Origin of the sequence: Lacisediminimonas sp., from assembly GCF_030645335.1 — a bacterium.
Lineage (GTDB): Bacteria > Pseudomonadota > Gammaproteobacteria > Burkholderiales > Burkholderiaceae_D > Lacisediminimonas.
Map to the genome: position 1 here is coordinate 1 of NZ_JAUSNH010000188.1, position 14,350 is coordinate 14,350.

The window sequence follows — 14,350 nt, forward strand, 5'->3', positions numbered from 1 at the left end:
TCGGGATCGAATTGCGCCACCCCGAAACTGCTCGTCACCGCGATTTGGTCTGACTCATGGTGGAAGGGTTCGCGCTCGATAATCAGCCGCAGACGCTCGGCTGCCGTCATTGCTTCGCGGGCATTGGTATGCATCATCGCAACGATGAATTCTTCGCCGCCAAACCGGGCGAACAAGTCGGCTTCGCGCATGACCGGCATGCAGATCTCGACCAGACGGCGCAGCACTGCATCACCTGTCGGGTGGCCGTATGTGTCGTTGATGTGCTTGAAGTGGTCGATATCGAGCACGATCAGTGACAGTGGCACGTCGTGCCGGAGGGCGCTGGCCGCGAGACGGCTGGCTTGCTCGAGAAAAAAAGTGCGGTTAAAGCATCCCACCACTGGGTCGGTGATTGCTTTCTGGTTCAGCGCTTCGTGCATGCTATGCAATTCTGCATGGCGCAGGGCCAGTTCGGCGTGCGCATTTTCGATCTCTACCCGTGCCGCTTCGCGCTCGGCTAGCCGGTGTCTCAATTCGCGCCAGTACATGAACACAAGCAACAACGCCGCCAAAGCAAAAGCGGTGAATACGGTGAACGCGACAGCTTGCTGACGCACCCCCTCCGTACGCATGAAAACCTTCACTGTCCAAGCCGAACCAGACAGCGGCTGCGAGTGAACCACATAGCTGGTTTCAGGTTCCGCTGCGCCATCGGCATGGTCGATGACCGTTATCCATTGGGTGCCCGCATCTAGCTCGCGACGCACGAGAATACTCAGCGGCTGCAGCATCTCTTCATATTGGCGCGCAGCGCCGATCTGCGTCATCTGGCGCATGGTCAGTGCCAACGAGGGGCGATATTTCCATGCCGGATTGGAACTGAGAAAATAAATGCCATGCTCATCCGCGACGGCGACTTCATAACCCAGGTCGGTTTGCCATTTCTTGTCGAGGCTGATTAGCGAGGTCTTGACCACGATGGCACCGACCGGCAAGCCGTTCTCGATGACGGGATAGGAAATGTAGTAACCGGGAACGTGACTTACCATTCCTTGACCGTAGAATTTGCCGGGCTGCCCTTGCATCGCCTCCTGAAAGTAGGGACGAAAGGAATAGTTTTTGCCGACAAAGCTCGAGGATGTATTCCAGTTGCTCGAGGCGATGGCCAATCCCTGTCGATCAAGCAGGAAAATAGCTTCAGACTCGATCACGTCATTGAGGCCAGCCAGGTAATCATTCGCCGCCTGCACCTGCACAGGGTTGCTGCTAGCGGCCAGCGTCGCCCTGGGCACCGGATGGGTGGCTGTGATCTTGGGTATGTCGCTGTACTTCTCGATGGGCACAAACAGAGTCGCAGCGACCGTTTGTGCCCGGATATTAGACGTGACAGCGAGTGTATTGATGCCTGAGCGCAGGGTCAGGTGATAGACAGCGCCGAGTATCGTTGCGGCAGCGACGGCCGCAAGCATGACCAGCATGTGTGAGGATTTTGAAGCGACGTGCACACGGGCCACGACGTGAGCAGCTGCCCACCGCCGCGCGGGCTGAAACCAGTGAGTGGGGAATTTCATCCGCCGAAGTTCCCGATTAAGGCTACCGACCAGCCTGTGCCAGGCTCGTAGCTCCCGCATGTTGGAACCGTGTACGGCCCCGACCGCCGGCCCGCCTGGACAGGCAGAACAAGCAATACGGTGAAGTCCGGAGTTACGACATGCTCGAGGCAGGCAGTGGTCATGCCGCGATTGTGGCCCAGGCCGGTTGCCGATTATGTGCGCCACCGAACTTGCCACTCGAAAAGCGCCGGGATTCGCTGCCCCGCGACCCGGATTGATCTCTGTGCATGGGCAAACAGCCATACAACACGGGAGAACCCTTCCGGTGGCCGCAGCCTCAACATGGCACACCATATTGCCCGACCGCTTGTTGCCAATTTATCGTGCCGGCATTGCCAATAATTGCGTCTCGCTACGCATACCTCAAACGTCGATATTCCCCGCCCGCAGCGCGTTCAACTCAATGAACGCACGCCGCGGCTCGACATCGTCGCCCATCAGCGTGCTGAATATCTGGTCCGCTGCAATCGCGTCTTCGATCTGCACCTTCAGCAAACGCCGCACGGTCGGATCCATCGTCGTGTCCCACAATTGCGCCGGGTTCATTTCACCCAAGCCCTTGTAGCGCTGCTTGCTGACGCCGCGTTCGGCTTCGTCGCGCAGCCAGGTCATCGCGGCCTGGAAGTCACGAATCGCGACTTCCTTGACCTTGTCCCCAGTGCCGCGGCGCACCAGCGCGCCAGCGCCAATCAGGCCCTTGAAGGTGGCGGCGGCAGCCGACAACACCGTATAGTCAGGGCCGTGGATGAAGTCGGCGTCGATCACGCTGACCTTGATGTTGCCATGATGCGTGCGCTCGATGCGCAGCGATGACTTGTCGGACAGTTCGTCGCTGCGGACAAGGACTTTCACGCTCGGGTCGTTGATCGCCGCCGCCAGCCTGTCGGCCGAGACCTGCGCCTGTTCGCGGGTGTCGAGGTCCAGCGTCACACCGGTCATGATGGCCGTCAGGGCCGCACTGTCGATGGCGCGGGTCAGCCGCATGATGATCGCGTTGGCCGTATTGAACTGGCGTACCAGTTCGCCCAGCGCTTCGCCAATGATCGGCGCGGCATTTTCTTGCGGTACCAGCTGCGCATCCTGCAGCGCGATCTGCATCATGTAGCTGGCTTCTTCGACGTCATCCTTCAGATAACGCTCGTCGCGGCCATGCTTGACCTTGTACAAGGGCGGCTGTGCGATATACACGTGGCCACGCTCGACCAGCAAGGGCATCTGCCGGTACAGCAGGGTCAACAGCAGCGTGCGGATGTGGGCGCCGTCGACGTCGGCGTCGGTCATGATGATGATGCGGTGGTAACGCAACTTCTCGATATTGAATTCGTCGGCGCCAATGCTGGTGCCAAGCGTTGCGATCAGGGTCGTGATCTGCTCGGACGAGAGCATTTTCTCGAAGCGCGCCTTTTCAACGTTGAGCACCTTGCCGCGCAGCGGCAGGATGGCCTGGAACTTGCGGTCGCGGCCCTGCTTGGCGGAGCCGCCTGCGGAGTCGCCCTCGACGATGTACAGCTCGCATTTCGATGGGTCCCGTTCCTGGCAGTCCGCCAGCTTGGACGACAGGCCCAGTCCGTCCATGATGCCTTTGCGGCGCGTCAGCTCGCGCGCCTTGCGGGCGGCTTCACGGGCGCGCGCGGCATCGACGATCTTGCCGCAGATGATCTTGGCGTCGTTCGGACGCTCGGCAAGGAAGTCGGTCAGCGTCTTGGCAACGATCTCTTCGACCGGGCCACGCACTTCCGACGACACCAGCTTGTCCTTGGTCTGCGAGCTGAACTTCGGCTCGGGCACCTTGACAGACAGCACGCAGGTCAGGCCCTCGCGCATGTCGTCACCGGCGACTTCCACCTTGGCTTTCTTGGCCAAGTCGTTGGTTTCAATGTATTTGTTGATGACGCGGGTCATTGCCGCGCGCAGGCCGGTCAGGTGGCTGCCGCCGTCACGCTGCGGAATATTGTTGGTGAAGCACAGCACCTGTTCGTTGTAGGCGTCGTTCCATTGCATCGATACGTCAACGCCGATGGTGGTGCCCAGCTCGGATACGCGCTCGCCGGTGGCCTGGAAGATGTTCGGATGCAGCGAATTCTTGGCCTTGTTGATGTATTCGACGAAGCCGCGGGTGCCGCCTTCGAATGCGAAGTTTTCTTCCTTGCCGGTGCGCTGGTCGGTCAGCTTGATATGCACGCCGTTATTCAGGAAGGACAGCTCGCGGATACGCTTGGCAAGAATGTCGTAATGAAATTCAACGTTGTTGAATACGGTTTCGTCGGCCCAGAAGTGAACTTCCGTGCCGCGCTTGTCGGTTTCGCCGGTGACTTTGATCGGCGACACTTGCACGCCGTCGACCATCTGCAGTTCACGGTTCTGCGGCACGCCGCGCACGAATTCCATGGAGTGCTGCTTGCCGTCGCGCCTTACCGTCAGCAACAGCAGCTTGGAAAGGGCGTTCACGCAGGACACGCCAACACCATGCAAGCCGCCCGAAACCTTGTAGGAATTCTGGTCAAACTTGCCGCCGGCATGCAGTTCGGTCATGACGATCTCGGCTGCGCTGCGCTTGGGCTCGTGCTTGTCGTCCCACTTGATGCCGGTCGGTATGCCGCGCCCGTTGTCGGTGACGGAGATCGAATTGTCCGAATGGATCGTGACGTGGATTTCAGTACAGTGTCCGGCCAGCGATTCGTCGATGGAATTGTCGAGCACCTCGAATACGAGATGGTGCAGGCCGGTACCGTCGGAGGTGTCGCCGATGTACATGCCGGGACGCTTGCGCACTGCTTCCAGACCTTCGAGGATCTGGATGGAAGAAGCGCCGTACGGGTTTTGCGGGTCGTTATCCACTGGAATCGCTGACATGGCTACTTTCAAAAAAACAGGCGGCGTACTTAACTGCAACAACCCACTTACGCCGAGGAAGGAGGAAGGGTCACTGCAACAGCCGGCCGTATGTGGCTGAGTTGAGGGGCCTGGCAGGATGGCGCCGCCGAAGCGGGCGGGCTGCCCCCTCAACTCAGCCCTCTCCGCAGAGAGGGCACGGTACGAAGAATCAGATCCGCATCGGCATCACGACATACTTGAAATCGGCATTGTCGGCGACCGTGATCAGGGCCGAGGAGTTGGCGTCGCCCAGGGAGACGGTCACGTTGTCGGTCTTGAGGTTGTTGAGCACATCGAGCAGGTAGGTCACGTTAAAGCCGATATCGATGCTGTCGCCGCCGTAATCGATTTCCAGCTCGACCACCGCTTCTTCCTGGTCGGCGTTGGTGGAACTGATTTTCAGGCTGCCGGGCGCGATCAGGCAGCGCACGCCCTTGAACTTGTCGGACGTCATGATGGCCGTGCGTTGCAGTGCGTGCAGCAATTCATCGCGGCGGATCGTGAAGCTGTTCTTGTAGCCCTTGGGGACCACGCGGGTGTAATCCGGGAATTTGCCCTCGACCAGCTTGGAGATCAGTTCGATGTCGCCAAAGCTCAGCTTGACCTGGCCTGTGGCGATGTCGAGTTGCACCGGATCGTCGGAGTCGTCGAGCAAGCGCTGCAATTCGATGATGGTCTTGCGCGGGATGATCACTTCCTGGCGCGGCAATTCCTGGTCGACTTCGACCTGGCAGAAAGCAAGGCGGTGGCCGTCAGTCGCCACACCGATCACCTGTTTGCCGGTGACCACGAGAAGCAAGCCGTTCAGGTAATAGCGGATGTCCTGCTGCGCCATCGAGAAGTACACCATGTTGAACAGGTGCTTCAGGGTCTTTTGCGGCAGGCTGACCGTGGCGGTGTAATTGCCGGCTTCGGCCACTGTCGGAAAGTCTTCCGCGGCGAGTGTCTGCAGCGCAAAGCGTGATTTGCCGGACTGGACCGTCATGCGCTTGTTGGTCAGCGATAGCGTGACATCGCTGTTTTCGGGGAGCGCACGCAGGATATCGAGCAGCTTGCGGGCAGCAACCGTGGTGGCGGCGACTTCGGCGCCGCTGCCGACCGCGGCCTTGGTCGTGATCTGCACTTCGATGTCGGTCGACAGGAAAGACACCTGCTCGCCCTCTTTGCGAATGAGGATATTGGCCAGAATCGGCAGTGTGTGCCGACGCTCGACAATACCGCTCACGATCTGCAGTGGCCTCAGAAGCGTGTCTCTGTGGGTTTTGACCAATTGCATGTTTGTTCCTTGTTTGAGGTTATGACATGTGCTGCCCACGCCGTGCAGCGTGTGTTTGCTGCTGCTTTCCGGGCCACAACGCCAGGCCCGGCCCTTATCCCTTCAACGTCTGTTCAAGTACGTGCAGTTCGTGATTGCATTCCGGATTCTTGCCGCGATCGGCTGCAATCTTGCGCACCGCATGCAGCACGGTGGTGTGGTCGCGGCCGCCAAACAACTCGCCAATCTCGGGCAGGCTCTTTTGCGTGAGTTCCTTGGCGAGATACATTGCGATCTGGCGCGGCCGCGCGATATTTGCCGGCCGCTTTTTTGAATACATGTCCGCGACCTTGATGTTGAAAAAATCAGCAACGGTCTTCTGGATGTTTTCCACCGATATTTGCCGGTTCTGCACGGACAGCAAGTCTTTCAGCGCCTCTTTCACGACATCGATCGTGATGTCCTTGCCGTGGAAGCGCGAGTAAGCCAGGATCTTGCGCAGCGCGCCTTCAAGTTCGCGTACGTTGGAGCGCAGGTGCTTGGCGACAAAAAACGCGACATCGTCGGACAGGTTCACGCCTTCCTGCTGCGCTTTTTTCAGCAGGATCGCTACCCGCATTTCCAGTTCGGGCGGTTCGACGGCAACCGTCAGCCCGGAATCGAAGCGGGAAATCAGCCGGTCATCCATGCCGGTGATTTCCTTCGGATAGGTATCGCTGGTGATGATGATCTGCTTCTTGGCGGCAATCAGCGCCTCGAATGCATAGAAGAATTCTTCCTGGGTGCGGCTCTTGCCGCCAAAAAACTGGATATCGTCGATCAGCAGCAGGTCCAGCGAGTGGTAATACCGCTTGAAGTCGTCGAAACCCTTGCGCTGGTACGCCGTCACTACGTCGCGCACATACTGCTCGGCGTGGATGTAGCGGATGCGAACCTTCGGGTTGTCCGCCAGCACCTGGTTGCCGATGGCGTGGATCAAGTGCGTTTTACCCAGGCCCACGCCGCCATAAAGAAACAGCGGGTTGTAGGAACTGCCCGGATTATTGGCAACCTGGATTGCCGCTGCACGCGCCAGCTGGTTGGCCTTGCCGGTCACGAAACTGTCGAAGGTCAGGGCAGCATTGATCCGGCTTTGTTCGCGCCGCGGATCTTCTTCCGGTGCGTCGCTGTGGCGTGGCGCAGGGGCGGCATCGGCGGACGGCGAACGGTTGGCGCCGTTGATGGCGACCGGCGCGCCGTTGGGCGCGCTCTTGCGGTTGTTGCCGCGCGGGTCGAGCACGAACAACACGTCGATCGGCTCCTCCCAATACTGGGCCGCCAGTGCCGTAATACGACTGGCAAACTGGGTCTTGACCCAATCAAGCTTGAAACGGTTCGGTGCGGCAATGCGCAGCCGGCCCTCCTCGAAATCGAGGGGGGCAAGCGGCTTGATCCAGGCGCTGAACTGCTGAGGCGTCAGCTCCTGTTCCAGCTGCGCGGAACATGTCTGCCAAAAATCTTCCATTAATTCGTATCGGTGTGAGAGGGTGCTGCAGCCTGCCGTTTGGTTGGTGTTTTTGGACTGGCAGGAGGTGTTGCTGTGTGCCGCTATTCTACCTCGGGGACGCAAAGTTATCCACAGGAAGGGCGAATTTTGCCGCTTGCCAAACGGAACCCGATCACCGGCCAGAACGCTAATTGATTGACAGCCCGGCCTGATCTAGGGTCTAATCTCGGGTTCGCTGTCCGTCGTTGCTCCATGTCGTAGTCGGCATGACAACTTACAGCCCCCTCAAGTCCCTTGCGGACCGGTGGCGGCACCCACGGCGAACCGGAGAGGCGCCTTGCAGGAATCGGGTGCCAAACCCCTTTCAGACCTTTTCCGAATTCAGCTGACTAAGCGAGAGCAATAATGAAACGTACCTACCAACCTTCCGTTGTCCGCCGCAAGCGCACCCATGGTTTCCGTGCCCGTATGGCAACCCGTGGCGGCCGCGCCGTGATCAATGCCCGCCGTGCAAAAGGCCGCAAGCGTCTGGCCGTATAAGCCCGACGCCGCGCCTGCTGCCCCTGCCGGCGTGACAGCCAATCAACAGGCTTACACGCGCGCGCAGCGTATTCTAAAAGCGGATGAATTTTCATCCGCTTTTCGTTTCCGGCCGGTGTTCAAGACCCGCAATTTCACCTTGTACGCACGACACAATGACATGTCCCAGGCACGCTTGGGTGTGGTCGCGGCAAAACGGCTGGCTCCCCGGGCAGTGACGCGCAACCTGATAAAAAGGGTCGCACGCGAAGTGTTCCGCCAGAGTGATTTGCCGGCGCTGGACTGCATCATCCGCCTCTCCGGTCCAGTCAATACCAAAGCAGAACCGGCTGCGACCGCCGTGCTGAAAAAGCAGGTGCGTTTGCAGATCGTGGCTCTTTTGGCATCACAACGCGCCACCGGGGAGAAAAGCCCATGACCAAGCTGCTGCTGATCCTGTTGCGAATTTACAAGCTGGCCATCAGCCCTTACCTTGGCCGCAACTGCCGTTTTCATCCGAGCTGCTCCGACTATGCTTCCGAGGCCATCCGGCGTCACGGGCCATTGAAGGGGTTTGCCATGTCCGGACGCCGCCTGTGCAAATGCCACCCCTGGCACGCAGGCGGGTATGATCCGGTGCCGGAGCCTTCTTCTCCTGCTTCATCTTCTTCGCCGCGCGCGCGCAAGTCCGCACCCGCTTCACACTAAACAGGAACTGAAACCTCACGCCATGGATATCCAACGTACTGTCCTCTGGGTCGTTTTCTCGATGTCGCTGTTGATCCTGTGGGACAACTGGATGCGCTACAACGGCAAACCGTCGCTGTTTTTCCCGACGCCCGTTACGCAGCAAGCCGCCGACAAGCCAAAGCAAGCAGCCGACCCGAAAGCCGATGTGCCGCAGGCAAGCAGCGTCGCGCCAGCCGGACAGGCGCAATTGCCGCCAGGTGCTGCGGCACCAGCGCCGGCAGCAGTCGCTGCGGCCGCCGAAAAGATCACGATCACCACTGACCTGATGAAGGTCGATATCGACAGTATCGGCGGCGAAATCCGGCGCCTGGAACTGCTCAAGCACAAGGACGCCAACGACACCAGCAAAAACGTGGTGCTGTTCGACTCCAGCCCGACCCGCACGTATCTTGGCCAGACCGGCCTGATCGGCGGCGCTTACCCCAACCATCGCACGCCATTCGCGGTGCGTCCGGGAACGCGACAGCTCGGTTCGGCCGATCAACTCCAGTTGGTACTGGAAGCCGAGCAGGGCGGCGTCAAGCTGACCAAGACCTACACGTTCAAGCGCGGCGACTATGTGATCGGCGTGCGGCATGACGTGCAAAACCAGGGTACGGCTGCGGTTTCGCCCTCGCTTTACCTGCAACTGGTGCGCGACGGCGGCAAGCTCGAAGGTGAATCGCACTTCTACAGCACCTTCACCGGACCGGCCGTCTACACCGACGTCAACAAGTTCGAGAAGCTGGATTTCGACACCATCGCCAAAGGCAAGTCCGAGCACGCGACCAAGGCTGACGACGGCTGGATTGCGATGATCCAGCACTACTTCGTGTCGGCTTTCGTGCCGTCGGAAAAGACCCCGCGTGAATACTTCACCAAGAAAATCGACAACAACCTGTATTCGATCGGTACCATCGTGCCGGTCGGGACAGTTGCGCCCGGCGCCACCGCTGCGGTCGACAGCCAGCTTTACTCCGGGCCACAGGAAACCGAGCGCCTGGAAAAAATTGCGCCTGGCCTGGACCTGGTGAAAGACTATGGCTGGCTGACCATCGTCGCCAAGCCGATCTTCTGGCTGATGATGCAGATCCAGAAATACCTGCACAACTGGGGCTGGACCATTGTCGCGCTGACCATCCTGATCAAGCTGGCGTTCTTCCCCTTGTCGGCCGCAAGTTATCGCAGCATGGCAAAGATGAAGACGGTCACGCCACGGATGACCGAGATCCGCGAACGCCACAAGGGCGATCCGCAAAAAATGAACCAGGCCATGATGGAGCTGTACAAGACCGAGAAGATCAATCCGCTCGGTGGCTGCTTGCCGATCGTGGTGCAGATTCCGGTGTTCATTGCCTTGTACTGGGTGTTGCTGGCCAGCGTGGAAATGCGCAATGCGCCGTGGATCTGGTGGATCAAAGACTTGGCAACGCCGGATCCTTTTTACATCTTGCCGGTCGTGATGGCCGTGTCCATGTTCGTGCAGACCAAGCTGAACCCGACGCCGCCTGATCCTATGCAGGCCAAGGTGATGTTGTTCATGCCGATCATCTTTTCGGTGATGTTCTTTTTCTTCCCGTCCGGCCTGGTGCTGTACTGGGTGGTCAACAACTTGCTGTCGATTGCGCAGCAATGGGTGATCACGAAGAACATCGAGCGCAGCGCCGCTGCCCGCGCGTAACTGTTCCGTAGCCCGCGCCGCTCTTGCGGCGCGGGCTTTTTTTCGCCCTGCGCATTTGCATCAACCGCTGCCCACGTCACGGCACGGCAGCGAGCAAGGGCCAAGGATTCCCGTCTAGAATATCGCCATGCTCCATGATTCCCTTCCCATTGCCGCGATTGCCACAGCACAGGGCCGCGGCGGTATCGGCATAGTCCGCGTATCCGGCAAAGACCTGGCTTCAGTAATTTCCGCAGTCTGCCGCCTCGCCCCTGGCGCGAGCCTGCAGCCGCGCCATGCCACCTACCTCGATTTCATCCAGGCCGATGGCAGCCTGATCGACCGTGGCATTGCGCTCTACTTCCAGGCGCCGCATTCCTATACCGGTGAAGATGTACTGGAACTGCAGGGGCACGGCGGTACCGTGGTGTTGCAAATGCTACTGCAACGCTGCCTGGAAGCAGGCCAACAGATTGGCTTGCGACTGGCCGAGCCCGGCGAGTTCACCCACCGCGCATTCCTGAACGACAAGATGGACCTGGCGCAGGCGGAGGCGGTCGCCGACCTGATCGACGCTTCCACGCAAGCGGCTGCGCGCTCGGCGTCACAATCCTTGTCGGGCGCTTTTTCGCAAACGATCCACGACCTGGTCGAACGCGTTGTCCAGTTGCGGATGCTGGTCGAAGCAACGCTTGATTTTCCGGAAGAGGAAATCGACTTCCTCGAAAAATCCAACGCACGCGGCCAGCTGCAGCAAATACGCGACGCGCTTGGCACGGTGTTCGACCAGGCCGCGCAGGGCGCCTTGCTGCGCGACGGTATCAATGTGGTGCTGGCGGGCCAGCCGAATGTGGGCAAGTCCTCGCTGCTCAATGCGCTGGCCGGCGCTGACATCGCAATCGTCACGCCGATCGCGGGCACCACCCGCGACAAGGTCAGCCAGACCATCCAGATCGATGGTGTGCCGGTCAACATCATCGACACGGCCGGCATTCGCGATCCATCCGAAGCCGCCGACGAAGTCGAGCGCATCGGCATGGAACGCACTTGGCAAGCGGTGGAAAATGCGGATGTGGTCCTGCACATGCTCGACGCGACCCGCGGACCCACGCGCGGTGACGAAGCCATCGCCGAACGGCTGCCGGGCGGCGCGCCGGTGATCCGGCTGTGGAACAAGATCGACCTGTCGGGCCATCGGCCGCAAATGGAGCAATTGCCCGATTCAACCCACATTTATCTGTCAGCGACGGATGGCGTCGGGCTGGATTTGCTGCGCGCCGAACTGCTGCGCATCGCGGGTTGGCAGCAGACCGGTGAGTCGATTTACCTGGCGCGCGAGCGGCACCTGATCGCCCTGAGGGCGGCGCGGGAGCATCTGGATGTGGCAGCCGAACTGGCGGCGCGCAGCGATGAAGCGCTTGATCTGTTCGCCGAGGAGTTGCGCCTGGCGCAGGAACGTCTGAACAGCATCACCGGCGAGTTTTCGTCGGATGATTTGCTGGGGGTGATCTTCGGCCGGTTTTGTATCGGAAAATAGCGAGACTTCCGGCGCAATCTAAAGCCTTCCGCAAAACTGCTCCTAAGCCCGCGTAAATGCGGGCTTTTTTTCCGCTATCAGCTTGCATGTTCCACACGGTAATCCCCCCACAAAAAAAGCGGTCTTCAAAAGAAGAATTTTCTCGCAATGTATTGAGGAGGTTTTGCAATGAAGAAGTCGCGGTTCACGGACAGCCAGATCATGGCGGTCCTGAAGCAAGCCGAATCCGGCACAGCGGTGCCGGATCTATGTCGGCAGCACGTGATCAGTAAGCGCCCGGCGATCCCATCTTGAATCATTGAGATCGTCCGAGGACGATAGTGTCCACCTAACTTTGGTGGACACTTATGCACGCTATCCCGACCCCAGATCCGATCGAGCGCCGCACCCGGCGGCGCCATAGCCGCGAATTCAAGGCAAGCGTCGTCGCTGCTTGCAAACAGCCCGGCGCCTCGGTTGCCGCAGTGGCGTTGGCCAACGCAGTCAACGCCAACCTGGCACGGCGTTGGATCGTCGAGCACGACCGCGCGGCGCGCGTGGGCCGCCAGGAACAAGCGACGTTGCCTACGCCGGGCTTCCTGCCCGTGCAGCTTGCACCTACGCACCAGACGATGCAGCCAGTGCAACCCATTCGCATCGATCTGCGCCAAGGGCAGATCTCAATGACCGTCACCTGGCCCACCTCAGCCGCGCACGACTGCGCCAACTGGATCAAGGCGCTGCTGCGATGATCCGGATCGACGCCGTATGGATGGCCGTGGAGCCCATGGACATGCGGGCCGGGATGGACACCGCCCTGGGGCGCGTGGTGAAGGTATTCGGCGCAGCGCGGCCGCACCACGCCTACCTGTTTGCCAACCGCCGCGCCAATCGCCTCAAGGTACTGGTGCATGACGGCTTGGGCATCTGGCTCGCCGCGCGCCGGCTGCATCGCGGACGCTTTGTCTGGTCAGATAGCAGCGATCCCACCATCTCACTCGCACCAGAGCAGTTGGATGCACTGGTCATTGGCCTGCCGTGGCGACGCCTCGGTGAAGCTGCCACCATCACTCTCATTTAGGTGTGGCCACGCCGATTTCCCTGTTGTAAACAGCATGACGGTATGGCAACATATCTCCCATGATGGCCGCCACGCCCGACCTGGACAAACTCGACGAGACGCAAGTGCGCCAACTGGCCGCGCGTCTGATTGCCGAGGCTCGGGTGCGGCAAGCCATGCTCGACAAGCTCACCCACGAGATGGCGGTTCTCAAGCGGATCAAGTTCGCCGCTACCAGTGAAATCTATACAGGCGAGCAGCAGCGCCTGCTGTTCGAGACCATAGAGGCCGACCTGGCTGCGCTCTCAGGCGAGATGGCGCAATGGCAGCCGGCACCGTCCACCCAAGTCGAGAAACAACAACCCAAACGCGCACCGCTGCCGGCGGATCTGCCGCGCCGCGAGGTGCAGCATGAACCGGCATCAACGACCTGCAGCTGCGGTTGCCAGATGAAGCGCATCGGTGAAGACGTCGCCGAGAAGCTGGACTACCAGCCTGGCGTCTTTACGGTGGAGCGCCATGTGCGCGGCAAGTGGGTGTGCAAGCAATGCCAGACGCTGGTGCAGGCGCCGGTGGCGCCGCACATCATCGACAAGGGCATGGCGACCACCGGCTTGCTGGCGCAGGTACTGGTCGCCAAGTATGCCGATCATGTTCCGCTCTACCGGCAAAGCGGCATCTTCGAACGGGCCGGTTTGGCCATAGCGGATTCCACGTTGGCGCATTGGGTGGGCACATGCGGGGTGCAATTGCAGCCGCTGGTGGATGCGCTCAAGGCGCAATTGCTGAAACAACCGGTGTTGCATGGCGATGAGACGCCCGTAGCGATGCTCAAGCCGGGCAACGGCAAAACGCACCGGGCCTACCTGTGGAGCTATTGCAGCACGGTGTTCAACCCGATGAAGGCGGTTCTATTCGACTTCGCGGAGAGTCGGGGCGGTCGCCACGCCGAACAATTCCTGGGGGACTGGCGTGGCACGCTGGTATGCGACGATTACAGTGGCTACAAGGCCTTGTTCCGGCAAGGCATGACCGAGGCGGGATGCATGGCACACGCGCGGCGCAAATTCCATGAGCTGTGGGCAAACCACAGCAGCCAGATCGCCGGCGAAGCCTTGCAGCTGTTCGGCAAGCTGTACGAGGTCGAGCGTGAAGTGCAGAATCTGGATTGCGACCAGCGACAACAAATCCGCCAGCAGAAGGGGCGGCCGACCGCTGACCTGTTGCACGACTGGCTGCTGGCACAACGTGAACGAATCCCCGACGGCAGCGCGACGGCGCGTGCCATAGATTACAGCCTGAGCCGCTGGGTGGCGCTGACGCGCTACCTCGACAATGGCGATCTGCCCATCGACAACAACTGGGTTGAGAACCAGATCCGGCCGATCGCCCTCGGTCGCAAAAATTGGCTATTTGCGGGGAGCCTGCGCGCCGGTCAACGGGCGGCGGCGATCATGAGTTTGCTGCATTCGGCTCGTTTGAATGGGCACGACGGATACGCCTATCTGAAAGACATCCTTGAGCGTCTGCCGACCCAGCCGGCCAGCCGTATCGACGAGTTGTTGCCGCATTGCTGGGCGCCAGCTCGGTAAGTCTCTTCACAACAACATCTTGAAAGCTGGGCTTCCCGTCAAGATGGGATGGCCGGGCGCTTAC

General features: G+C 60.2%; 12 protein-coding genes and 1 pseudogene. 9 read left to right on the plus strand and 4 right to left on the minus strand.

Features of this window, described 5'->3' with window-relative positions:
- From Q7T64_RS13190 to dnaA, 4 genes are all read right to left on the minus strand, one after another.
- Positions 1-1,553: sensor domain-containing diguanylate cyclase (locus Q7T64_RS13190; RefSeq protein ID WP_304796434.1), on the minus strand; the 1,553-nt coding region annotated here is incomplete at its 3' end.
- Positions 1,554-1,958: 405 nt separating this feature from the next.
- On the minus strand, positions 1,959-4,448 hold the full coding sequence (gene gyrB, locus Q7T64_RS13195) for a DNA topoisomerase (ATP-hydrolyzing) subunit B (protein WP_304796437.1): 2,490 nt from the start codon (positions 4,446-4,448) through the stop codon (positions 1,959-1,961).
- 190 nt (positions 4,449-4,638) lie between these two features.
- Entirely contained in the window at positions 4,639-5,745 is a 1,107-nt protein-coding gene (gene dnaN, locus Q7T64_RS13200) for a DNA polymerase III subunit beta (protein ID WP_304796441.1), read from the minus strand.
- Between the two features lie 94 nt (positions 5,746-5,839).
- Entirely contained in the window at positions 5,840-7,228 is a 1,389-nt protein-coding gene (gene dnaA, locus Q7T64_RS13205; protein WP_304796444.1) for a chromosomal replication initiator protein DnaA, read from the minus strand.
- 387 nt (positions 7,229-7,615) lie between these two features.
- Between dnaA and rpmH the strand changes: the two genes are divergently transcribed.
- The 9 genes and pseudogenes from rpmH (at position 7,616) to Q7T64_RS13250 (ending at position 14,286) form a co-directional block, all read left to right on the plus strand.
- The gene (gene rpmH / locus Q7T64_RS13210) at positions 7,616-7,750 is read left to right on the plus strand and encodes a 50S ribosomal protein L34 (RefSeq protein WP_129166618.1); all 135 of its coding nucleotides are present in this window, start codon (positions 7,616-7,618) and stop codon (positions 7,748-7,750) included.
- Positions 7,719-8,168 carry a ribonuclease P protein component gene (gene rnpA, locus Q7T64_RS13215; RefSeq protein WP_370653323.1) on the plus strand — a complete coding sequence of 150 codons (450 nt, stop codon included), beginning with the start codon at positions 7,719-7,721 and terminating at the stop codon, positions 8,166-8,168. The genes rpmH and rnpA overlap by 32 nt, the downstream gene beginning before the upstream one ends.
- A complete protein-coding gene (gene yidD / locus Q7T64_RS13220; protein WP_304796451.1) occupies positions 8,165-8,437 on the plus strand; it encodes a membrane protein insertion efficiency factor YidD in 273 nt (90 codons plus the stop codon). Before rnpA ends, yidD begins: the two co-directional genes overlap by 4 nt.
- Positions 8,438-8,459: 22 nt before the next feature.
- Positions 8,460-10,139, plus strand: a complete 1,680-nt coding sequence (gene yidC / locus Q7T64_RS13225) for a membrane protein insertase YidC (RefSeq protein WP_304796455.1) — start codon at positions 8,460-8,462, stop codon at positions 10,137-10,139.
- A 127-nt stretch (positions 10,140-10,266) separates the two neighbouring features.
- Positions 10,267-11,655 carry a tRNA uridine-5-carboxymethylaminomethyl(34) synthesis GTPase MnmE gene (gene mnmE / locus Q7T64_RS13230; RefSeq protein ID WP_304796458.1) on the plus strand — a complete coding sequence of 463 codons (1,389 nt, stop codon included), beginning with the start codon at positions 10,267-10,269 and terminating at the stop codon, positions 11,653-11,655.
- Between the two features lie 168 nt (positions 11,656-11,823).
- Positions 11,824-11,925: pseudogene (locus Q7T64_RS13235) on the plus strand (transposase); the annotation flags it as partial.
- Between the two features lie 77 nt (positions 11,926-12,002).
- Positions 12,003-12,386, plus strand: coding sequence for a transposase (locus Q7T64_RS13240; RefSeq protein WP_304796462.1), 384 nt, complete (start codon positions 12,003-12,005; stop codon positions 12,384-12,386).
- Positions 12,383-12,715, plus strand: a complete 333-nt coding sequence (tnpB, locus tag Q7T64_RS13245) for an IS66 family insertion sequence element accessory protein TnpB (RefSeq protein ID WP_304796465.1) — start codon at positions 12,383-12,385, stop codon at positions 12,713-12,715. Before Q7T64_RS13240 ends, tnpB begins: the two co-directional genes overlap by 4 nt.
- Before the next feature lie 62 nt (positions 12,716-12,777).
- Complete coding sequence (locus Q7T64_RS13250; RefSeq protein WP_304796471.1) at positions 12,778-14,286, plus strand: IS66 family transposase; 1,509 nt, start codon at positions 12,778-12,780, stop codon at positions 14,284-14,286.
- Positions 14,287-14,350 lie beyond the last annotated feature (64 nt).

Coding starts and splice junctions, on each gene's coding strand:
- rpmH (WP_129166618.1), top strand. CDS start 7,616: ATGAAACGTACCTACCAACCTTCCGTTGTCCGCCGCAAGCGCACCCAT.
- tnpB (WP_304796465.1), top strand. CDS start 12,383: ATGATCCGGATCGACGCCGTATGGATGGCCGTGGAGCCCATGGACATG.
- gyrB (WP_304796437.1), bottom strand. CDS start 4,448: ATGTCAGCGATTCCAGTGGATAACGACCCGCAAAACCCGTACGGCGCT.
- Q7T64_RS13250 (WP_304796471.1), top strand. CDS start 12,778: ATGGCCGCCACGCCCGACCTGGACAAACTCGACGAGACGCAAGTGCGC.
- yidC (WP_304796455.1), top strand. CDS start 8,460: ATGGATATCCAACGTACTGTCCTCTGGGTCGTTTTCTCGATGTCGCTG.
- mnmE (WP_304796458.1), top strand. CDS start 10,267: ATGCTCCATGATTCCCTTCCCATTGCCGCGATTGCCACAGCACAGGGC.
- yidD (WP_304796451.1), top strand. CDS start 8,165: ATGACCAAGCTGCTGCTGATCCTGTTGCGAATTTACAAGCTGGCCATC.
- dnaN (WP_304796441.1), bottom strand. CDS start 5,745: ATGCAATTGGTCAAAACCCACAGAGACACGCTTCTGAGGCCACTGCAG.
- dnaA (WP_304796444.1), bottom strand. CDS start 7,228: ATGGAAGATTTTTGGCAGACATGTTCCGCGCAGCTGGAACAGGAGCTG.
- Q7T64_RS13240 (WP_304796462.1), top strand. CDS start 12,003: ATGCACGCTATCCCGACCCCAGATCCGATCGAGCGCCGCACCCGGCGG.